The sequence below is a fragment of the Paraburkholderia sp. RL18-085-BIA-A genome (genome assembly GCF_046027075.1).
Lineage (GTDB): Bacteria > Pseudomonadota > Gammaproteobacteria > Burkholderiales > Burkholderiaceae > Paraburkholderia.
Map to the genome: position 1 here is coordinate 30,733 of NZ_JARESU010000061.1, position 21,445 is coordinate 52,177.

A 21,445-nucleotide genomic window follows, 5' to 3' on the forward strand; every position below is an offset into this window, starting at 1 on the left:
CGCAGTCCGTCGACCGAAGATCTGCGCAACGCTGAAGCGCTTGCCGTCATTTGCCTGGGGCTCCAATGCTAAATACGGTCGAGCAAACTCTCACGCAGGGCCGTTAGTTTTTCAGTCCGCAACGTAGATTAGTTGACCGGGTCCGTTGCTGTCACCAGGAAAAGGGGAAAAGCGTGCGCGAGCGCATTCAGGCGGCTACGCTCGTTCAGGTGCTGCCCGACCAGAGCAGCTGTCTCGACGATGCGTACGCGCTGTGGCTGCAGACGCCGCATCTGCCGAGGAAGGTGCGCTTCGCGGTCGATGCTCTCGCGGCCGGGTTGCCCGAGTTCATGATGTGAATTCGAAGCCCCGCGGCAAATGCACGAATAAGGTGCCGCATCGGCATACGCGAGTGCGTACCATCACCCGAACGGGGCAGAAATCCGCTGCAATGCGCCGGAATGCGGAGATTTCCGCATGGCACGCTTCTCGCTTAAGAACGAGGGCAAGGAGCCGGCGCATCATCCGGTTCGCACACAATCTGGAAATGGACGGCTAGGGTTCCGGCCTGCTTCACGCAGGCGCTGGTCCGAGAGCCGTCGACCTCAGGCGAGGTTACACGGCGGGACAAAAGCCCGGGAGAGAACGCGATGTTCGCGCTGCTCCCTGCCGTCGCTAACCGTCCCTTCCGAGGTCAACCTCATGCGCAAGCTCGTTCGCTTTCTCGGCATCGCCGCTGTCTCCCTCGCCACCTTCGCTTCTACTTCCGCGTTTGCCGCAGGCCGTACCGACTTCAAGGTTTGCTGGACCATCTACGCCGGCTGGATGCCGTGGGGTCAGGCAAAGACCCAGGGCATCGTGTCGAAGTGGGCCAAAAAATATGGCATCAACGTCGATGTCGTGCAACTGAACGACTACGTCGAGTCCATCAATCAGTACACTGCCGGCAAGTTCGATGGCTGCGCGATGACCAATATGGATGCGCTGACCATTCCGGCCTCGGGCGGCGTGGATTCGACGGCGCTGATCGTCAGCGACTATTCGAACGGCAACGATGGCGTGCTCATCAAGGGCAAGGGCAAGCAGATTGCCGACCTGAAGGGCCAGCAGATCAATCTGGTCCAGTTCTCCGTTTCGCACTACCTGCTGGCGCGCGCTCTCGAGAGCGCGCATATGAGCGAGCGCGATCTCAAGGTGGTGAATACGTCCGATGCGGACATCTCCGGCGCGTTTGCGACGCCCGCGGTCCACAACGCGGTGACGTGGAACCCGATGCTCGCTGACCTGAAGGCGCAGCCGAACGTCACCGAGGTCTTCGACTCCAGCAAGATCCCCGGCGAAATCATGGACATGATGGTGGTCAACACCAGGACCCTGCACGACAACCCCGCACTCGGCAAGGCGCTGACCGGCGCATGGTTCGAGATGGTCGCGCTGATGCACGCCAACAACGGCGACAGCACCGCCGCGCTCACCGCGATGGCCAAAGCATCGGGCACCGATCTCTCGGGCTTCAAGGGTCAACTGTCGACGACCGCGCTGTTCTATACGCCGAAAGCCGCGCTCGATTTCGTCACCAGCCCCGACATGCCGAAGATCATGACGCGCGTCGCCAGGTTCTCGTTCGATCACGGTCTGCTCGGACAGGATGCCAAAAGCGCGGACGTGGTCGGCATGGCGTTCGATAAGGGCGTCGTGATCGGCAACAAGAGCAACGTCAAGCTGCGGTTCGATCCGACCTACGTCGAAATGGCGGCGGCCGGAAAGCTCTGAGCCGAACACCCACGCATTCGACAAGGCGGCCATCCATGCGACTCATCAATCGACATCCCAGCCGAAGCGGCGGCTTGATGCTGCTGTTGCTGCCGTTCATCGTGCTGATGGCGGTGTATTTCACCGGGTCGTCGATGCGGCTCAAGGCCAACCCCGACGACAAGCTGCTGCCGGGCGCGACGCAGATGAGCGAGGCCATCAAGGAGGTCGCTTTCACCGAGGACAAGCGCACGGGCGAGTATCTGCTGTGGGCCGATACGGTATCGAGCTTGCGGCGTCTCGGCATCGGCCTCGTCGTGAGCGCCGTGATTGCGCTGGTGGCGGCCATCGCGACGGGATCGTTGCCGTTGGCGAGCGCCACGTTTTCACCGTTCATCACGGTGATCTCGATGATCCCGCCGCTCGCGGTGCTGCCGATTCTGTTCATCGTGTTCGGCCTCGACGAATTGTCGAAGGTGGTGCTGATCGTGGTCGGCATTACTCCGATGATCATCCGTGACCTGCATTCGCGGGCCCGTGAAATCCCGGCCGAGATGTGGGTCAAGGCGCAGACGCTCGGCGCAACCAGTTGGACGCTGATTCTGCGTCTAGTGCTGCCGCAATTGCTGCCGCGTCTGCTGGTGGCGATGCGTTTGTCGCTCGGCGCGGCGTGGCTCTTTCTCATCGCGGCGGAAGCGATCGCTGCGACGGACGGCCTCGGCTACCGCATCTTTCTGGTGCGCCGCTACCTCGCGATGGACGTGATCCTGCCTTACGTCGCGTGGATCACGCTGCTCGCGTGGCTCATCGACGAACTGCTGCGCCGCCTGACGCAATGGTCGTTCCCCTGGTATGGGGGCGCACGATGATCGAAGTTCGCAACGTCTGGAAGGAATACGGCGATCAGGTCGTTCTCGAACGATTGAACCTGCGCATCGAAGAGGGCGAGTTCTGTTCGATGGTCGGCGCATCGGGCTGCGGCAAGTCCACCTTTCTGCGGCTGTTGCTGGGCCAGGAGCGCGCAACGCGTGGCGAGATTCTGCTGGACGGCGAACCGTTACCCGGCGAACCCGATGAACATCGCGGCGTGGTGTTTCAGCGCTATTCGGTGTTCGACCATCTCACGGTGATCCGCAACGTGATGCTGGGACTCGAATTGCCGCGCGCGAAGTTCACGGGCCGGCTGTTCGGTGCGCGACGGCGTGCGGCGCGTGACGAGGCCGCAGCGATGCTGGAACACGTGGGCCTTGGCGCGGCGTTGGACAAATATCCGCAGCAACTGTCGGGTGGCATGCAACAGCGCCTGGCGATTGCCCAGGCGCTGATGATGAAGCCGCGCGTGCTGCTGCTCGATGAGCCCTTCGGCGCGCTCGATCCCGGCATCCGCAAGGACATGCACGAATTGCTGCTGAGTCTGTGGCGCGAATCGAAGCTGACGATCTTCATGGTCACGCACGACCTGAAGGAAGGCTTCACGCTCGGCAGCCGCGTGCTGGTGTTCGACAAAGTCCGTGTCGATCCTCACGCACCCGGCGCCTACGGCGCGCGCATCACCTACAACATTCCGCTCGACCACAGCCGCGGCTTGGCGTCGTCCCTCCATATGGCCCGGGCCGCGGTGGAAGGCGCGTCCCGTGTCGAAGCGGTCTCAGCCTGACAGGAGTCTTAACCCCATGGATCTGCTACTCGAAGAAACCGTCCCCGGCGGCGGCCATGCATCGTTGATCGTCAAGCGCGGGCAGTCGTTGCGCATTACCGACCTGCGCGGCGGCGCGAACGTCAGCGTCATGTTGATCAATGCAAACGAGAAGAGTGAACGGCTCAACCTGCCCGACACGCTGAAGTGCCAGCACACGGCGAAACTCACGGCCGGCCATTGCCTGTACTCCGATATGGGCCGCGTGCTCGCCGCAATCGTGGCGGACACCTGTGGATGGCACGACAGCATCGGCGGCGTATCGAATGCGGACGAAGTCCGCGAACGCTACGGTATGGGCCGTTATCAGGAACTGCGCAACGCGTTCTATCGCAATGGCACCGACAATCTGCTCGTCGAGCTGGGCAAGTGGGGGCTCGACATCCGGGACCTGCTGATGACGCTCAATCTCTTTAGCCGTGTCGATGTCACGGACGAGGGCGCGCTGAATTTCGTGCCCGGCAATTCGAAGGCCGGCGACTACGTCGACCTGTATGCGCCGATGAACACGCTCGTCGTGCTCACCGCGATCCAGCATCCGCTCGATCCGCATCCGGAATATGCGCCCAAACCGGTCAAGCTTGCGTTGAGCCACGCGGAGCGCGGCGTCGCAGAACTCTGCCGAACCGCATGCGAGGAAAACGTACGCGGTTTCATCAATACCGATCGTCTCTTTCTTTGAGCGGAGCCCCGACCCCATGACAACGACGCTTACAGTCAGCGATAAACGGCCGGAGCACGCGGTGTTTCGCGAAACACTCGCGGCCGGAGAACCGTGGCTTCACGAACTGAAGGCTGGGCAGACACTGCGCATTCTCGATCTGGAAGGCAATCAGGCCGTCGATACGCTGTTCTACAGTCTCGCCGATCCGCGTGAACGTTTCGACCCGCAACGCACGCTGCGCCGGCAGAAAAGCCTGTACCTGACGACGGGCACTGTGCTGTATTCGAACCTCGGCAAGCCGATGCTGACTATCGTCGCCGATACCTGTGGGCGTCACGATACGCTCGGCGGCGCTTGCGCGCAGGAGAGCAACACGGTGCGCTACGCGCTGGAAAAGCGCTACATGCATAGCTGCCGCGATAACTACCTGCGCGCCTGTGCTCACGACGGACGTTTGTCGAAGCACGACATTGGCGCGAACATCAACTTCTTCATGAACGTGCCGGTGACGTCCGAAGGCGGTCTGACCTTCGAAGACGGCATCTCGGCGCCAGGCAAGTACGTCGAATTACGCGCGGAAATGGATGTGATCGTGCTGATTTCCAACTGCCCGCAATTGAACAATCCGTGCAATGCCTATAACCCGACGCCCGCGGAGTTGCTGATATGGAATTGAAGCGTATCCGCAACTGGCTTTACTTCGTCATGCTGGTTCGCTCCGGACGATGCTGCACCTGCACGCGCGAACAACTGACCCACGCAGATCGCTGACACGGACCTCTGCCGCGGACGACCGCGGCATGCATTCCCACGTGGCGGGACGGCCCGCCCATGAATCAAGATTCCCTTCATGTTCGAGAAAATCCTGATCGCCAATCGCGGCGCGATTGCGTGCCGCATCCTTAGAACGCTGCGCGAACTCGAAGTCACCGGTGTCGCCGTTTACGCGGAAGCGGATCGCGCGAGCCTTCACGTGAGCGAGGCGCCCATCGCGCACGGTCTCGGCGATGGCCCGGCGTCGGCCACTTACCTCGATATGGACAAGATTCTCGAGATCGCTCGCCGTGAGAACGTCCAGGCGATCCATCCGGGCTACGGTTTTCTGTCGGAGAACGCAAGCTTCGGCGAAGCGTGCGAAGCGGCAGGCATTGCGTTCATCGGACCGACGCCCGCGCAATTGCGGGCCTTTGGTCTGAAGCACACGGCTCGCGCAATCGCGGCGGAAGAGGGCGTGCCGATGCTCGAAGGCACCGGCTTGCTCGACGATCTGCCCGCGGCGCTCGAAGCGGCAGCGGTGATCGGCTATCCGGTGATGCTGAAAAGCACCGCGGGCGGCGGCGGCATCGGCATGCGGGTGTGCTGGAACGTCGAGGAACTGAGCGCGCATTTCGAGGTGGTCAAGCGCCTCGGCCAGAATAACTTCAGCGATGCCGGCGTGTTCCTCGAAAAGTACATCGAGCGGGCGCGGCATCTCGAAGTGCAAATCTTCGGCGACGGTTGTGGCGATGCGATCGCGTTGGGTGTGCGCGATTGCTCGGTGCAGCGGCGCAACCAGAAGGTGCTCGAGGAAACCCCTGCACCCTGCTTGCCGGACGGCATGTCGGCCGCATTGTGCGCCGCCGCCGTGAAGCTTGCAAAGGCGGTGAATTACCGCTCGGCCGGCACGGTCGAATTCGTCTACGACAGTGCCGCGCAGCAGTTCTATTTCCTCGAGGTGAATACGCGCCTGCAGGTCGAGCACGGCGTGACCGAGCAGGTCTGGGGCGTGGATCTCGTGCGTTGGATGATCGAACTGGCCGCGGGCACGCTCGCGCCGTTGCGAGAACTCGCGATGGAATTGCAGCCGCAGGGCCACGCGATCCAGGCGCGGCTCTATGCCGAAGACCCGGGCCGCGAGTTCAAGCCGAGCCCGGGCTTGCTGACCGACATCGAGTTTCCGCGCGCCGACGGCCGCGCGCTGCGCATCGATACATGGGTGGAAGCGGGGTGCGAAGTGCCGCCCTACTTTGACCCGATGCTGGCGAAAGTGATCGCGTGGTCGCCGACGCGCGACGCGGCACGCCTTGCGCTGAATAACGCGTTGAGGAACACTCGCATCTACGGCGTGGAGACGAATCGCGACTATCTGCGGCAGATCCTCGACGATCAGCCGTTCGCATCGGGCGAACCGTGGACGCGCTGTCTCGAAGGGCTCAAGTATCGGGCGAGCACGATCGAGGTGGTCAGCGGCGGCACGCAGACGACCGTGCAGGATTATCCGGGCCGTCTCGGCTATTGGGCTGTCGGCATTCCGCCTTCGGGTCCGATGGACGACCGTGCGCTGCGGCTTGGCAACGGGCTGCTCGGCAATGTCGCGGACGCTGCCGCGCTCGAAATCACCATGAGCGGGCCGAGCTTGCGTTTCAACACGGATGCGGTCGTTGCTGTGACGGGCGCGCATTTGTCCGTGTTGCTCGACGATATCGAACAGCCGTTGAACACGACTCTCTTTGTCGCCGCCGGTTCTACGCTCGCGCTCGGCACGATCCGTGGCGCGGGCGCGCGAGCCTACCTGTGCGTGCGCGGCGGATTCGATGTCGCGGTGTATCTCGGCAGCCGCAGCACCTTCACGCTCGGCCAGTTCGGCGGACATGGCGGGCGTGCGCTGCGTGCGGGTGATGTACTGCATCTTCACCCGTTGCAGGACGAACGCGCGGGCGCGGTGCTTGCCAACGTCCCTGGGTTGGAAACCGTGCGTACATTGCGCGTGATTTACGGTCCGCACGGCTCGCCGGAGTACTTCAGTCCGCGTTATATCGAGCAGTTTTTCGACACCGAATGGGAGATCCATTTCAACTCCAGCCGCACCGGCGTGCGTCTGATCGGACCGAAGCCGGAGTGGGCGCGTGAGGACGGCGGCGAGGCGGGACTGCATCCGTCGAACATTCACGATAACCCGTATGCGGTCGGCGCCGTCGATTTCACCGGCGACATGCCCGTGATTCTCGGACCCGACGGCCCGAGCCTTGGCGGCTTCGTTTGTCCGGTGACGATCATTGAGGCGGACCTTTGGCAAATCGGCCAGTTGAAAGCCGGTGACAAGGTACGTTTCGTGCCGGTGCGGATCGATGAGGCGCGCGAGGCCGCGCGCCAACGTTTGCGTGAATTGCAGACGCTCGAAATCGAGGCGAAACCGGCAGTCACGAAGGCGGCAGCGCTTACATCGCCGATCGTGCTCGATACCGGAACGGATCGCGAACGGCTCGTCGCACGTGTTTCCGGCGACACGCATCTGCTGCTCGAAATCGGCCCGGCGGAACTCGATCTCGTATTGCGTTTTCGCGGCCATGCACTGATGCAGTCGCTCGAAGCGATGGCGCTGCCGGGTGTGATCGATCTCACACCCGGCATCCGCTCACTGCAGATTCACTATCAGCCTGAAACTTTGCCTCTGCCACAGTTGGTGGCGATCGTCGAGCGCGCATGGCAGCACGTCCTGTTGCAGAAGGATTTGCGCGCGCCTTCGCGGATCGTGCACCTGCCGCTGTCGTGGGACGATCCCGCGTGCAGGCTCGCGATCGACAAATACATGACCACGGTGCGCAAGGACGCGCCCTGGTGTCCGAGCAATCTCGAGTTTATCCGCCGCATCAACGACCTCGACTCCATTGATGCCGTCAAACAGATCGTCTTCGATGCCAGCTATCTCGTGATGGGGCTCGGCGACGTGTATCTCGGCGCGCCGGTCGCGACGCCGCTCGATCCGCGCCACCGGCTGGTGACCACCAAATACAACCCGGCGCGCACGTGGACGGCGGAGAACTCGGTCGGTATCGGCGGCGCGTATCTGTGCGTGTATGGGATGGAGGGGCCAGGCGGTTACCAGTTCGTCGGCCGCACGTTGCAGATGTGGAACCGCTACCGCGAACTCGCGGATTTCGCCGGGCGGCCATACCTGTTGCGCTTCTTCGACCAGATCCGCTTCTACGAAGTGCCTGCCGACGAACTGCTGCGCATTCGCGCGGACTTTCCGCTCGGGCGATATCCGTTGAAGATCGAGGTAACCGAGTTGTCGCTGGCCGACTATCAAACGTTTCTGACGCGCGAATCCGCCGGCATCGAGCAATTCCGCGCGCGGCAGCAAGCCGCGTTTCAGGCCGAACGCGAGCGCTGGCGCGAGGCGGGAACGGCGGAGGAGAGCTTCGACGCGCCGGTCACCGAGGGCGCGGAACTGACGCCGCTGAAAGATGGGGAAACTGCGGTGGACAGCGAAATTGCGGGCAGCCTCTGGCAGGTGCGCGTGAGTTCCGGCGATACGGTCGAGGCAGGCGACGTGCTACTCGTCATCGAGTCGATGAAGATGGAAATCTCCGTGTGCGCACCGTGTGCGGGGACCGTCGGCGAAATTCACGTGGCGCCGGGCTCTGCGGTACGCGCAGGACAGCGTGTTGCCGTCATCGAACATCTTTGATTTCCGGAGAAAACATCTATGTCTTCATTCGATCTGCGCCTGTCCTCGCTGCGCGCCGCTTACCGTGCCGGGACGCTCACGCCGCGCAAGCTGATCGGCGAGCTTCTGGCGAAAGCCGCTGCACTGAATCCCGAGTTTCATCTGTTCATTCACCTTCTGAGCGAAGCGGAAGTCGCGCCCTATCTTGACTGGCTGGACACTCAGGATATCGAATCATTGCCGCTTTACGGCATTCCGTTCGCGATCAAGGACAACATCGATCTGGCCGGGATTCCGACCACGGCCGCGTGTCCCGCGTTCGCCTATACGCCGGCCGAGTCGGCTACGCTCGTCGCGCAGTTGATCTCACTGGGCGCCGTGCCGCTCGGCAAGACCAATCTCGATCAGTTCGCCACCGGCCTGAACGGCACTCGTTCACCGTACGGCAAGTGCCGCAACAGCGTGCATCCCGACTATCCGTCGGGCGGATCGAGCGCGGGGTCGTCCCTAGCCGTCGCGCTGGGCGTCGCGAGTTTTGCGCTCGGCACCGACACGGCGGGCTCCGGGCGCGTGCCGGCAGGGCTGAACAATCTCGTCGGACTCAAGGCGACCAAGGGTTTGCTGTCCACCGCCGGCGTCGTGCCGGCGTGCCGCACGCTGGATTGCGTGACCTATTTCACCGCGACCGCACGCGAAGCCAGCGAACTGCTGGCGCTCACCGCGCAAGCCGACCCACGAGATGCATACAGCCGCAAGAACCCGCAATGGAACAACGCACGCGCGTTCGGCAAGCTCGCCGCATTCCGCTTCGGCGTGCCGTCGCGACTCGAATTCGCGGGCTGTGCCGAAAGCCCGGCACTGTTTGCGAAGGCGCGCGCGATGCTCGAAGCCGCGGGCGGCGAGGCCGTCGAAATCGACTTCGGGCCGTTCGTCGAAGCGGCGAATCTGCTCTATCAAGGCCCGTGGGTCGCAGAGCGCTACAACGTCGCTGGCGAGTTGATCGAAGCGAACGGGGAGGCCGTGTTGCCGGTCATCCGCGACGTGCTGGCGAAAGCGCCGGGCGCCACCGCCGTCGAACTGTTTCGCGCGCAATACCGCCTGCAAGCGTTGAAGGGCATCTGCGACGCCGCGCTCGAATCACTGGACTTCGTTCTCACGCCGACTTATCCGCGTCCCGTCACGTTGGCGGAGTTGGAGCGCGACCCCATCGGGCCAAACTCGTTGCTCGGCTACTACACCAACTTCATGAATCTGCTCGACTACGCGGCCGTCGCAACGCCGACCGGGTTCATGAAGAATGGCCTGCCGTGGGGCGTGACCGTGTTCGGGCGCGCGTTCACGGATCAGTATCTGTTGAGCGTGGCCGACATGCTGCAGCGAATCAGCGGTGTCGAATGCGTGGGGGGCGGCAAGCCCGATACGAGCAAGCGGTCGACGGCGGCCAACGATCGGATGCGCATCGCGGTGTGCGGCGCCCACATGGAGGGTCTGCCGCTCAATCGCGACCTGGTCTGCCGCGGCGCGCGGCTGGTGGAGGCGACGCAAACTGCTCCGCGCTATCGGTTGTCTGCGCTGGCAGCTACGCCGGACGGCACGAGGCGGCCCGGCATGTGGCGAGTAGCGCACGGCGGCACGGCGATCGCCATCGAGGTCTGGGAGATGCCCAGCCTGGAATTGGGCTCGTTCATCGCGACCATTCCCTCTCCGCTTGCGCTTGGGAAGGTCGAACTGGCGAATGGCGCGTGGGTAACCGGCTTCGTGTGCGAAGGGTATGGCATCGAGCTCGGGGCCGACATCACAAAGTTTGGCGGCTGGCGAGCATGGCTCGCCAGCGAGCGCAGATGACGTACGCGTCGTATTGACCGCGCACCACTTGCCACGTTAGAAGCGACTGGCGGACGATCACGCGTCCGCCACGTCACGCTCAATCACTGCGGCTCGTACCACGAATAGGTGGCCAGTGTGCTAATTGGCGGCGTGCCGATCTGCAATGTGATGTCGCGCAGCGAGGTCAACTCGATGTCGCGCAAATCGCCCATATAGCGGCGCGAGTCGCCGTTGTCGTTGATGTAGGCGACCACGTTCCCAGTCACGCCGGCCACGTTCGTGCTGCTAAGCGGTTGACCCCAAATATCGAAGAACTGGCCAAGGGTGAACCTTTTGAAGGTCGGCGTTTCAATGTGGATGATGCCGGTCTGGTCGTGCGTGTGCATTTCATAGTCGCACTGCGACAGAATGCCGACATTGGCGGGCATCGCGAGCCACTGGCCGTCCTTGAAAATAGCGAGGTGCGCATGGACGTGATACAGCGCGCTCATGTTGGGCGCGCAGATCAGACCGTCCACTGGCGAACCGGTGCCACCCGTCGACGTGTTGCCCGCCGGCCAGAAGTTGTTCCCCACCACACCGAGGAACACGAGCGCGATCTGGTTCGGATCGAAGGGTGGCGGATCGGTCCATGTGTACGTCGGGATCTGAGCCAAAGGCGTGCCGACTTCAATCGTCACCTCGCCGTGCGGAGGTAGCACAAGACTTGCAGGATCGCCCGTGTATTGCGTGAGAGTGCCGCCATCGTTCACGTAGATCGTGATTGGCGAGCCGGTCACTCCGGCGACATTGGACGCATCAAGCGTTTCACCCCAGATCGCGAAGAACTGACCGAGCGTGTATGACGCATTAGTGGTCGCGTCCATGTGAATTTTCCCGCTCGAATCAACCGTGTGTAGCGGATACGCGCAGCCCGTCGGGGCAGCCATGGTCGGCTCGACCACACCGACGTTGCCCGGCAGCGTGAGCAGGCGGCCGTCCTGGTAGATGGACAGATGGGTGTACGTGTAGGCAGTGCTACGCAGCGTGCAGTTGAGTCCGCTCACAGCTTGGCCCAGGCCGCCCGACGACGTTGAGCCCGCAGGCCAGAGGGCATCACCGAGCGTCGTACCGTCGATCACCGGTGTCGCCGCGGCCATCGTCGGCGTCGTAGTGCTGGGGGCTGATGCGCCTGACGCGGGGCTCGCCGCTCCCGTTCCCCCGTCCGAGCCAGTAGAGCCCGTAGAGCCGGTGGTGCCGGAGGCGCCACTAGCGGCGGCGGCACCCGTAGCGCCCGTGCCGCTGCTCCCGCCTCCGCCTCCGCCGCAAGCGGTCAGTATCAGGAAGACACCAATGACGAGCAACAATCGTGAACTCGATCCCGTCGACATGTCGTGCTCCGCCCTGGAAGTTAAAAGAGGAATTGGGTACACCGCATCACTTCAGGAGCAAGCGCCTCGCTAGAAACGTATCGATTGGCCGGGATGACCCGGTCGAGTCCCGCGAAAAACATGGACTGTGCAAATCGCGCGAACCCGGATGGCGATACATGATTAACAAATCGCTTCACATTGTCTGCTACATGTAATTTAGCGTAACAGATGCAATCAGAAAGCGAACCAAATGAACCACGTCATTTCGCGCCTTTTGATGTCGCATTTAGGTGAATTGGACGCTCCGTGTCGATCGAGTGAAGGACGGTCGGGAGGACCGAGAATAGGCCGAGGTTCTAATGTCGGGAATTCGAGACTGCTCTTTTAAACGATGGCTTGATTAATAACGCCTCGTCATGAAGTACTCGCGAGCTGGTTTGGACAGCTGGGCAAATCAGGCACGAGGCTCAAGTCTCACAGGCATTTTGTTCGGCACCATCGTGAACGCGGAAACCTCTTCAATCTCGGCCGGATCAATTGTCAGTTCGATCTTGAAGTTCCTCATCAACATCGATATGACCAGCCTCATCTCGACCGCTGCGAGGTATCGACCCGGACACACTCTAGGCCCTGCTCCGAATGTCAGATACGCCTTCTGTTCATGCGCACCCTCCGACGGGTCTCGCGGATGCTTCCAACGATCAGGGTCAAATGTTTCTGGATGCACGAAATTCCGTGGGTCCAGCATGCTTGGACGCGCGAGAAATAGCATGCGTGTTCCTGCCGGTATTGCAACACCTCCCAGGCACACGTCAGTGAGTGGCTCGAACGTCTGGATTGCGGCAACCGGCCGCAATCGGAGCGCCTCGCTGCATACCGCCTCGCATAGGTCGAGATACTTTAATGCGTCGTAATCGGGACAGATCCTTGACTCACCGAGTGCCTCACGCGACTGTTCGAATAGCCGGTTTTGCAAACGCGAATCTGCGGCGATGTACATGAGCCCCCAGGCAATCGCATTAGCCGTCGTGTCCTCTCCCGCGACCAGAAGCGTGAGGACGTTCGCCGATACCTGTTCGTCGGTAACCTTTGAATCGGGCTCGTTGTGCGCGGCAAGCATGGCTTCTAGCAGGTTGTGCGGTGGCGCCTCAGGCAATTGGCGCATGCGTTCGCGCGCCCGTTCGATCATTTTCTGAATGTAGCTGTGCACCTCCACCATCGCCCGCGCGAGTCGTCGGTCTTGGGGAAGCGTGACGTAATGCCAGTATGGAAAGAGCGCGGTGACGCGCCTCATGAGTGCGGGGGGGATGAGGGCAAGCTGCTCCTGGATCACCCCTTGTTCCCGTTCGAGGGTATGCGGGTCTTCGCCGAAGGCGAGCGTACTCGTCACGTCAACGGTGTAGCGCTTGAGTTCTTCCGTCATTTCGAGCGTTCTATGCTCCTTTGCCGCCTGCTGCAGGCGAGCGAGAAAACGCTCGGTAATGACTGCCAGAGACGGATAGAAAGCCTTGACGTTGGAAAAGGACAGTGCGCGCATGACGAGTCGGCGCTGCGGTTCCCACGCCGGGCCTTCGGCGGAGAATAGTCCGTTTCCGCCAAGCTCCGCCATCACGGATTCCATTGGCGAAAAGCGTCGATACAGGTGCGGACGCTCGCGCATGACGGTCTGGAACAGATCTGCCTGCGTCCACACTGTGACCGGAATCGTGCCCAGTTGAACCCTGAATGGCGACCCGAATCGCCTCGCCCATTGCTCCAGAATCAGGTGAAGTTTCGCCGGTGGCATTTGCAACAAATTGCCCAGAAGGGGCAAACCGTGCGGGCATGGTAGATCCGCGACCGTGCGCGAGATCTGGTTGGCGTCGAGTTGAAGGTCCGCCATACTCTCCTCCGCTTCTCCTCCGCTTCGCATGCCACAGTGCGAAGACAATGGGCGTGTAGAACGCTCTTGTAGAGAATAGATCACGGCTTGCAAATCGCAGCCGCTAATCGAAAATGCAGGCGTTGAGAAATTCGCCTTTGGCCGCGTGATACTAAGTTTAGGCGCTCACATATGGTCAATGCCTGCATCGATGGTGCCCCCGGCCTTTCCACCGCTTGACTCGGAAGGGCTGCCGTTCCGCCGTTCGTGAACTATCCGTTTTGCTAACTGTAGACCGCCTGAAGCGAACGACAGTCAGACAGTCGCTGGCCGCGGTCAGCCCCTCACTAATAGGAGTGCGCCGTTCGCGGGCACCGCGTGCCATCCGGACGCCGCAAAACCATCCAATGGCAGCCCCAATGCGTCGAAACTGCCACCATTGCCAACCGGTGAGGGATTCGGATAGACGTCATCGACGTCGCTATTCCATACTTCGTGCCGCGTCGTCGCCGACGGCGGTCGCATCTGATACGCCGGCTTGCGAATTTCGTCGAAACTCACGGCAACACTCCCAGCCCTTGAATAGCAATGGAATGTCTGGCGCGCACAGCAATAGGGTCGTGACTGTGCGCACGTGGTTGTGTGCATACCACGAGCGCCGGTCGGCGGAATCCGCGAGAAACGTCAGTCGCGCGGCGCCGTTATGACCCGCGTAGGTCAGATCGTGATTTTCGCGGGCGCGTCGCGCGCACGATTGCGCTCAGGTGTAGCGCGAACGTTTCGCCGACACGATTCACGATTGCGCTGACTTCGTCATAGCGCAGGCCGTCGACGTGATACGCGTCGAGATAGAACCGCGCATTGTCGATCAAAATCTGACAGGCCCAGTCTTGCCCATAAGCGAAGATCGGTCCTATCTAACCTGGATGTACGTGATCAGGATGGGGCAGATGAAGGACGATCGCGTTGCGCGAACCGCTGCCCAAAAATTCTATTCGCCTGTGACATAAGCAGTCCTCCTCATATCGGACATTAAGCGTCCTTTCGTCCTTATCGCGACGCAACCGTTGATGGTCAAGGAGTGGTTTTGTACCTAAGCATCTCTGATGTGGCCGATCCGATCAGTTGTACATGCTATTTCCTTTCAGGCTGCAGACAAAACCTTGCTGCGCGCCGCCACGAGTCGGGGGGTGCAGTGATTCTTCTTACCGATATCTGCCCCCCCAGCCGACATCGTCTTGCCGATTTCCGTCCTTTTCTTGTGGGCGCCCAGGCAGCTACATAAAGTGGCATGAGCGGGGCCGTGAACAAAATGAGCCGTGTCAACAGTTCGCCTGGTGCTTCGGCCGGCTGCCATATACCCATTCCGATATCGCTCTTCGCGCAAAACTGGCGAAAGCGGTGCCGTGGGTAGCTCAAAGCGCAATTCGCAATGGGACGGAATCAAGACTGTCTGAGTCCTCGTGTTGTCGAACGCAAAATGCATCCATTTGGCGACTTCTATGTTCCCAAGCAAGCAAGCCTCACATCCCGATCGGCTCGAAGACGACGCGACCGCAATTTCCGGGTATCTGCAAGTGGTCGCCAACAGCTGGCGTCTAATATGCGTAGTGGCGCTCGCCGTCTTCGGCGTGGGAGTGTTTTACGCTGCGCTGCAGACGCCGTTCTACCGTGCCGATGTGCTCGTACAGATCGACTCGCGGACTTCGAGCTCGCCTGACAACGAGGCATTGGGAAGACTTGCCTCGCTCTTTGACTCCAAGGTGAAAGCAGGTGCCGATTCGGAAATGGAGTTGATCCGGTCACGGCTTGTCGTGGGGGAGGCGGTGCGACAGTTGCAGCTCGAGGTTACTGCGCGCCCCCGTTACTTCCCGATCGTTGGGAAATGGCTTGTAGCGTTGCGAAAGCAAACGGACGCTAACGGTGCGCCGTTCGGGCTGACGCGTTTTGCTTGGGGAGGAGAGCGCATCGACGTCGCCCGTTTTGAGGTTCCGCGCTCCGACGTCGACCGGCAGTTTCGGGTGAGAGCCGGGCCTGATGGATCGTTCAAACTGCTTTCTCCGAACGGAAAGCTGTTAGGGCGGGGAAAGGTCGGCACGGAGCTGGTGATCCGGCTCGCTAACAGCGAGGCGCGGATCCTGATAACTACGATGGTAGCGCGAGCCGGCGCCGAATTCACGGTCGTACGGCATTCGGTTCAAGCGACGATCCTCGGGATACAGAACGCGTTGTCTATTCTGGAAACGAAACCCCAATCGGGGATGATTCGCATATCTCTGGAGGGACTAGATCCGGAACGCGTATCTGATGTTGTCAATAAGATCGCGCAGGAATACGTGGCCCAGGACTCGGCAAGAAGGTCCTCCGAAGCGGCACACTCCCTCACGTTTCTCGAGAGTCAGCTGCCCACGCTGCGGCAAGAGCTACAGCGCTCGGAAGACCGGTATAACGCCTTTCGCAACAGCAAGGGCACGGTGGACCTGGGAGAGGAGAGTCGTTTGCTTCTGCAGCAACTCGTCGATATGGATGCAAGCATGAGGACATTGCAACAGGAGCGCGCGGACGTCTCGCAGCGTTACACGCCAGGACATCCGCTGCTCGCCGCCATCGACGCGAAAATCACAGATTTGCAGGCCACGCGAAATGCCTTGAGTCGCCGCATCTCGATGCTTCCCGACACCGAGCTAGCGGCCTTGCGGCTGATGCGCGACGTTCGTGTGAACAGCGATCTCTATACGAATCTGCTTAACAGCGCGCAACAGCTGAGGGTTGTCAAAGCCGGCAATGTCGGCAACGTGAGGATTGTCGATGTCGCCGTGCCGCCGGAAAACCCCGTCAAGCCCAACTGGCGGGTGATCCTTGCTCTGTCTGCGGTGTTGGGTGTTTTGCTAGGGTTCGCCGTGGCTATCCTCAACAAGACCCTGCGCGGCGGTGTCGAACGGGGCGTCGAAATCGAACGCGCCTTGGGCGTCCGAGTCTGTGCCGTCGTTCCCCACAGCGAGCGTCAGGTGCGGTTGCAAGAGATGATGAGACGGAGGATCTCAGGCCTTCATGTCCTGGCGGCGAGGGCGCCTGGTGACCCGGCCGTGGAAGGCCTTCGTAGCCTCAGGACGGCCCTTCAGTCGGCAAGCGCATCTCCTGCTAACAATGTGGTGGTCGTTACGAGTTCCCGTGCTGGCGTCGGCAAATCGTTCATTGCCGTGAACCTGGCCGCTGTATTGGCAGCCGGCGGGAAGCGCGTGCTTCTCATCGATGCAGACATGAGGATGGGGAACATCCATGCATCCTTCACTCCACAAAGCGGCCCCGGTCTGTGCGAGTTGCTGCGCGGCGCACATCTCCACGAAGTCGTCATCCGAGACGTCATGCATGGCGTCGACCTGATACCGCGGGGCGGCGTATCGCCGAATGCGGCAGACCTCCTTGCTAGCGTGCGGCTGACGGAAATCCTACGTGCGGCCTCTGAGCGATACGACGCCGTAGTTGTCGATACTCCTCCCGTGCTGGCAGTCACCGACGCCACTCTGCTCGCAAAACAGGCCGGTACCACTCTTCTCGTCGTGCGTCACGGAATGCATCCGGTCAGCGAAGAGTCGGAGGCGCTGAATCGGCTAAGGGATAGTGGGGTGACGGTCAGCGGAACGCTGTTCACCGATGTTCCAGACGATCGGTTTGGGTACGGATCAAGGTACGGCAATGCGACTCGTTATACCCGCGGACGTGGCAAGCACGATGACATCACCGCATGAGGTGGCTATCGGAAGCGATGAGGTCTCACAGGCGGGAACCTCGATTTCATCCGCAGTCCTCGCAAGATGTAGACGTGGTTCTTGTGTGGCCAGAACCGCGCAGGATAGTAGACATAGTCGTATTGCAATCCGTACATGGCTTTGATATCGATGTGTTTCTCCCAATACTCATCGTCAGACAATAGCGTACCGACCGCTGGCGAGAATGGTACAACGTGGACCCTTTCCCCATCGACGCCGTAGCGTCTGACTACATTGTCGCGGCCGGCATCGGAGCCCACAACGACGCCCGTTGCCTTGTTCAATGTCGATCTATAGAGATGTTCGCGGCGTTCGAACTCCCCGCTCACCCGAATCTCCGGAAAATCGACCTGCTCCCGATGGTTGAGGTCCCACAGCGTTAAAAGATAGTTGTAGTTCTCCGTCACCTGGGCAAGGTACGGAGGGCAGGTAAAGTACACCAGGTCCGCATCGATCTCGCGCGGAAGCCGGTCAAGGTAATTGAACGAAAACTTAAGTGGCAGACCTCCCGATGCATCGAATTGTCGCCAACTGATCCTGCGAAAGCTGCTAGCCGAATCGGTCGCATGGAGGGCCGGTAGGGATCGGACGGTGTCGCATCGTTGCCTTCCGGATCGATTCTGTCGGCAGCCAGTCGTGGAGGTTCCGAATGCGCCGGACACATAGTAGGTGGCGCGGCTATTTTATTGAACATTTTCAATTTTGCATGTACACCGAGCGATCAACGGTCAATGGAAAAAATCTTTAATGCAGCTGGCGCAAGTCTCTGCAAATGACATTCCTCACCCCGCTGGCTGCGCTCTTTTGCGGAGTAACGGTACGCGCAAGCGCCGAGCGCACATTGACTGATGTCGGCAAGACCTTGTCCGACGGACGTGCCGCTCCATCGCTGCGTTCCGCGCATGCACAGGAGCGTGTTGCGCTCGGCCCTGCAGGCCGCCAAAAGCTTGAGAGTTTCCGCCAAATCTTCCCGGGCGAGAGGCGTCAGCATACGATGACGAATTGAGGGGCAAAGCCTGTCGCCGATCAATGAGTCAGGGTGGTCTGGCAGAGGCAAGTTGCAACGCAAGTAAGAAAGCCGAATCGGTCGTTGTGTTTATGGTTAACGCATGAACGGTATGCAGCTGGGCTATTGCTGCGTCATCCGATTGCCGCCGGGCCATGGTGACAGTCATCAACCTATCTCTCGTAAGAAAATGATCCTTAAGGGCGTAAATTCGCGAGTAGGGCCTTCCTTTTCCTTGTCGAACAGAATGGCAAGAGTCGTGTGGGGAATCGTCTACCGTCTCTTGTTCGCACCGACTCCACGCGTTGCTCACGGGTGGCGTCGTCTGTTGTTGAGGCTTTTCGGGGCCGAGATCGGTACAGGGGTTCATGTCTATCCACACGTGAAGATCTGGGCGCCATGGAACCTTTCCATCGGCGATTTCGCAGGCGTGGCCGATGGCGTCAACCTCTATTCTATCGAGCGTATTTCGCTTGGCGAACGTTCCGTGGTATCGCAAGGCGCACAACTGTGCACTGGCAGTCATGATTTCAATGACCCATCGTTTCAGTTGACGGCCGAGCCGATTGAAATAGGACCCGACGTATGGATTTGTTCGGAAGCCTTCGTCTGCCCAGGCGTTCGAATCGCGCCCGGAGCCGTGATCGGGGCGCGCTCCGTCGTTACGCGTAGCTTGTCTGGCGCGTGGACGGTCTATGCCGGAATGCCCGCGCGGAAGGTATCTACCAGGACCAGGCCGGGAGAGACAAGATGAGCGGGATATCGGTACTCGTTCTGACGAAAAACGAAGAGCAGGACTTGCCGGGCTGCCTGGAGACGGTCATCGGATGGTGCGACGATATTCAGGTCTTCGACTCGTACAGTACCGACGGAACGGTAGCAATCGCCCGCGGTGTCGGCGCCCGGGTCATGTGCCGGACATTCGATGATTGGTCCACTCATCAGAACTGGGGCTTACGCAACATCAAGTTCAAGCACGAGTGGGTACTGTATCTCGACGCCGACGAACGCGTTCCTGCCGCACTTGCCGATGAAATTGTGAAGGTGGTCTCCGAGCCGACCGATGCAGTTGCGTTTCAGGTTCGACGCCGGGATTTCTTGAATGGGAGATGGCTTAAGCATGTCCAGGCGTCGCCTTACTTCGTACGTCTCTTCAAGCCGCAATACATTCATTACGAGCGGCTCGTCAACCCGGTCACCGTGGTGAACGGAAAGACGGAACAGCTCTCGCAATTCCTTGATCATTACCCGTTTAGCAAAGGGATCTCGCATTGGGTCGCGCGCCATAACTCCTACAGTTCGCTCGAAGCTGATCAATTTCTGCTGAATGCCGGGAGTCGGGATAGGCTCAGCTTGTCCAAAGCCTTTTTCGGGGAAAGCTTTCAAACTCGACGTTACCATCAAAAGCGTCTCTTCTACGAGCTGCCGTGCCGGCCGATTCTGAAGTTCGTTTTTCTCTATCTCGTGCGTCGCGGTTTTCTAGACGGACGTCCGGGCTTCATGTATGCGGTTCTGCAGTCGATCTATGAATACTTCATCGTATTGAAGGTCCGCGAAAAATCGAAAATCGCGCAGACACGGGCGGAGAGCCCAGAGCTAAGCGCCAATGCCGAGAATTGAGCAACGGGATCGATCGGCACGCGGCGCGTTCAGAATGCCACGATAATCGGTCACCAGCTGGCGCGTGACAGAACGCCGCAAAGCAGGGGAGAACAATATTGAGAACACTTCATATCATCTCATCCATCGATGCACGATACGGTGGACCCGCCGAAGTCCTCAAGCGACTGGCCGCGGAGCTAGGCGTTTCAGGACATAGCGTTGACGTGGTATGCCTGGATGCACCAACGCATGTCGATCAGGACGACGCCGCCTTTGGACGTGTCATACGACTCGGACACCAGGCCGGGAAGTATGCGTTCAGCCTGCCGCTCATTCGATGGCTCACTGCTCATGCAAAAGAATACGATGCAATCGTCGTGGACGGGTTGTGGCAGTTTCATGGTGCGGCCGCACTGGTCGCGTTGCGTCCGCGGAAAATCCCTTACTTCGTCGTGCCGCACGGCATGCTAGATCCGTGGTTCAACAACGCGCATCCTCTGAAGTATGTGAAGAAGCTCGTTTACTGGACGATCATCGAACGTCACTTAATCGGTGGTGCGAAGGCTGTTCTGTTCACGGCTCAAAGCGAACGCGAACTGGCGCGGAAGGCGTTTCCACTGTATAAGGCGAGAGAGACCGTAGTGGTCATCGGAACCGCGCCGCCGCCTGCGGCGCGGGGCGTCGACGTCCAGCAATGGCGCTCGGCACGCGCTCTCGACAAAACAAGAATCATCCTTTTCCTCGGGCGAATTCATGAGAAGAAGGGATGCGATTTGCTGATCCGCTCCTTCCGGGATTTGCAAAGCATGGGACATCGCTACCATTTGGTCATCGCAGGCCCGGACGATTCCGGACTGGAGGAAAAACTGCGAGACCTGGCGGCCGAACTCGGCATTGCCGACATGATCACGTGGACTGGATTGGTCAAAGGCTCCGACAAATGGTCGCTATTGCGCTGCGCAGATGTTTTGGTGCTGCCTTCGCATCAAGAAAATTTTGGCCTGGTGGTTTCGGAAGCGCTGGCGTGCGGGGTACCGGTACTGCTTACGTACAAGGTGGGCGTCTGGCCGGAGGTGGTGGCCGATGGCGCCGGGCTGGCCGATGAAGACACACAGGGGGGAATCACCCGGCTCTTGATGCGTTGGGCAACGATGTCAGACGAAGACAAGGCTGCGATGAGGTCCGCAGCGGAGCGATGCTTCAACGAGCGTTACCACGTGAAGCGCGTTGCACAAAACTACGTCGCCCTGGTTGGCGGCATCGACGCGTCACTTTGTGTATCCCGACCGATTGGATAGGCGCGCTGCAAGATTGGGCGATGTCCTGTCAGCCATCAGGTCATCGGGACCTTGTCTTCATTCTGGCTTGCATCGCGGAGGAACGCACGATAGGTGGCCTCGATTCCGGTTCTGAGGTCGATCGAGGGCGACCAGCCAAGGCTGCTCAGACGCGATACGTCGAGGACCTTGCGCGGTGTCCCATCAGGCCTGGTCTCGTCAAAGCGCAA

Annotated in this window: 15 protein-coding genes and 1 riboswitch; of the genes, 12 read left to right on the forward strand and 3 right to left on the reverse strand. The window is 60.4% G+C overall.

What is annotated here, in order from left to right; translation table 11 throughout:
- The first annotated feature begins 173 nt into the window (after positions 1-173).
- The 8 genes from P0D89_RS31085 to atzF all read left to right on the forward strand — a co-directional run bounded on the left by P0D89_RS31085 (position 174) and on the right by atzF (position 10,365).
- Positions 174-338 (forward strand): type 2 periplasmic-binding domain-containing protein, encoded by a 165-nt coding sequence (locus P0D89_RS31085; protein WP_408361630.1) that lies wholly within the window; start codon positions 174-176, stop codon positions 336-338.
- A 185-nt stretch (positions 339-523) separates the two neighbouring features.
- Positions 524-623: riboswitch (guanidine-I (ykkC/yxkD leader) on the forward strand.
- 58 nt (positions 624-681) lie between these two features.
- Positions 682-1,752 carry a putative urea ABC transporter substrate-binding protein gene (locus tag P0D89_RS31090; RefSeq protein WP_408361631.1) on the forward strand — a complete coding sequence of 357 codons (1,071 nt, stop codon included), beginning with the start codon at positions 682-684 and terminating at the stop codon, positions 1,750-1,752.
- Positions 1,753-1,787: 35 nt separating this feature from the next.
- On the forward strand, positions 1,788-2,600 hold the full coding sequence (locus P0D89_RS31095) for an ABC transporter permease (RefSeq protein ID WP_408361632.1): 813 nt from the start codon (positions 1,788-1,790) through the stop codon (positions 2,598-2,600).
- Positions 2,597-3,388 (forward strand): ABC transporter ATP-binding protein, encoded by a 792-nt coding sequence (locus P0D89_RS31100; RefSeq protein WP_408361633.1) that lies wholly within the window; start codon positions 2,597-2,599, stop codon positions 3,386-3,388. The genes P0D89_RS31095 and P0D89_RS31100 overlap by 4 nt, the downstream gene beginning before the upstream one ends.
- A 16-nt stretch (positions 3,389-3,404) precedes the next feature.
- Entirely contained in the window at positions 3,405-4,109 is a 705-nt protein-coding gene (locus P0D89_RS31105; protein WP_408361634.1) for an urea amidolyase associated protein UAAP1, read from the forward strand.
- A 16-nt stretch (positions 4,110-4,125) separates the two neighbouring features.
- Positions 4,126-4,767 carry an urea amidolyase associated protein UAAP2 gene (locus tag P0D89_RS31110; protein WP_408361635.1) on the forward strand — a complete coding sequence of 214 codons (642 nt, stop codon included), beginning with the start codon at positions 4,126-4,128 and terminating at the stop codon, positions 4,765-4,767.
- Between the two features lie 174 nt (positions 4,768-4,941).
- Positions 4,942-8,541 (forward strand): urea carboxylase, encoded by a 3,600-nt coding sequence (gene uca / locus P0D89_RS31115; RefSeq protein WP_408361636.1) that lies wholly within the window; start codon positions 4,942-4,944, stop codon positions 8,539-8,541.
- 18 nt (positions 8,542-8,559) lie between these two features.
- Entirely contained in the window at positions 8,560-10,365 is a 1,806-nt protein-coding gene (atzF, locus tag P0D89_RS31120) for an allophanate hydrolase (protein ID WP_408361637.1), read from the forward strand.
- Between the two features lie 83 nt (positions 10,366-10,448).
- Here atzF and P0D89_RS31125 read toward each other — a convergent pair whose 3' ends face one another.
- The 3 genes from P0D89_RS31125 to P0D89_RS31135 all read right to left on the reverse strand — a co-directional run bounded on the left by P0D89_RS31125 (position 10,449) and on the right by P0D89_RS31135 (position 14,121).
- Positions 10,449-11,717, reverse strand: a complete 1,269-nt coding sequence (locus tag P0D89_RS31125; protein WP_408361638.1) for a hypothetical protein — start codon at positions 11,715-11,717, stop codon at positions 10,449-10,451.
- 436 nt (positions 11,718-12,153) lie between these two features.
- Positions 12,154-13,581, reverse strand: coding sequence for a cytochrome P450 (locus tag P0D89_RS31130; RefSeq protein WP_408377666.1), 1,428 nt, complete (start codon positions 13,579-13,581; stop codon positions 12,154-12,156).
- 315 nt (positions 13,582-13,896) lie between these two features.
- On the reverse strand, positions 13,897-14,121 hold the full coding sequence (locus tag P0D89_RS31135; protein WP_408361639.1) for a hypothetical protein: 225 nt from the start codon (positions 14,119-14,121) through the stop codon (positions 13,897-13,899).
- Between the two features lie 941 nt (positions 14,122-15,062).
- Here P0D89_RS31135 and P0D89_RS31140 point away from each other — a divergent pair.
- The 4 genes from P0D89_RS31140 to P0D89_RS31155 all read left to right on the forward strand — a co-directional run bounded on the left by P0D89_RS31140 (position 15,063) and on the right by P0D89_RS31155 (position 21,236).
- Positions 15,063-17,309, forward strand: a complete 2,247-nt coding sequence (locus tag P0D89_RS31140) for a polysaccharide biosynthesis tyrosine autokinase (protein ID WP_408361640.1) — start codon at positions 15,063-15,065, stop codon at positions 17,307-17,309.
- A gap of 1,274 nt (positions 17,310-18,583) precedes the next feature.
- Positions 18,584-19,090 carry an LbetaH domain-containing protein gene (locus P0D89_RS31145; protein WP_408361647.1) on the forward strand — a complete coding sequence of 169 codons (507 nt, stop codon included), beginning with the start codon at positions 18,584-18,586 and terminating at the stop codon, positions 19,088-19,090.
- On the forward strand, positions 19,087-19,956 hold the full coding sequence (locus P0D89_RS31150; RefSeq protein WP_408361641.1) for a glycosyltransferase family 2 protein: 870 nt from the start codon (positions 19,087-19,089) through the stop codon (positions 19,954-19,956). The genes P0D89_RS31145 and P0D89_RS31150 overlap by 4 nt, the downstream gene beginning before the upstream one ends.
- A gap of 98 nt (positions 19,957-20,054) precedes the next feature.
- A complete protein-coding gene (locus P0D89_RS31155) occupies positions 20,055-21,236 on the forward strand; it encodes a glycosyltransferase (RefSeq protein WP_408361642.1) in 1,182 nt (393 codons plus the stop codon).
- Positions 21,237-21,445: the final 209 nt, after the last annotated feature.

What these genes read in the sequence shown, in the direction of transcription:
- P0D89_RS31090 (WP_408361631.1), top strand. Translation starts at nt 682, where the DNA reads ATGCGCAAGCTCGTTCGCTTTCTCGGCATCGCCGCTGTCTCCCTCGCC.
- P0D89_RS31095 (WP_408361632.1), top strand. Translation starts at nt 1,788, where the DNA reads ATGCGACTCATCAATCGACATCCCAGCCGAAGCGGCGGCTTGATGCTG.
- P0D89_RS31100 (WP_408361633.1), top strand. Translation starts at nt 2,597, where the DNA reads ATGATCGAAGTTCGCAACGTCTGGAAGGAATACGGCGATCAGGTCGTT.
- P0D89_RS31105 (WP_408361634.1), top strand. Translation starts at nt 3,405, where the DNA reads ATGGATCTGCTACTCGAAGAAACCGTCCCCGGCGGCGGCCATGCATCG.
- P0D89_RS31110 (WP_408361635.1), top strand. Translation starts at nt 4,126, where the DNA reads ATGACAACGACGCTTACAGTCAGCGATAAACGGCCGGAGCACGCGGTG.
- uca (WP_408361636.1), top strand. Translation starts at nt 4,942, where the DNA reads ATGTTCGAGAAAATCCTGATCGCCAATCGCGGCGCGATTGCGTGCCGC.
- atzF (WP_408361637.1), top strand. Translation starts at nt 8,560, where the DNA reads ATGTCTTCATTCGATCTGCGCCTGTCCTCGCTGCGCGCCGCTTACCGT.
- P0D89_RS31125 (WP_408361638.1), bottom strand. Translation starts at nt 11,717, where the DNA reads ATGTCGACGGGATCGAGTTCACGATTGTTGCTCGTCATTGGTGTCTTC.
- P0D89_RS31130 (WP_408377666.1), bottom strand. Translation starts at nt 13,581, where the DNA reads ATGGCGGACCTTCAACTCGACGCCAACCAGATCTCGCGCACGGTCGCG.
- P0D89_RS31140 (WP_408361640.1), top strand. Translation starts at nt 15,063, where the DNA reads ATGTTCCCAAGCAAGCAAGCCTCACATCCCGATCGGCTCGAAGACGAC.
- P0D89_RS31145 (WP_408361647.1), top strand. Translation starts at nt 18,584, where the DNA reads ATGGCAAGAGTCGTGTGGGGAATCGTCTACCGTCTCTTGTTCGCACCG.
- P0D89_RS31150 (WP_408361641.1), top strand. Translation starts at nt 19,087, where the DNA reads ATGAGCGGGATATCGGTACTCGTTCTGACGAAAAACGAAGAGCAGGAC.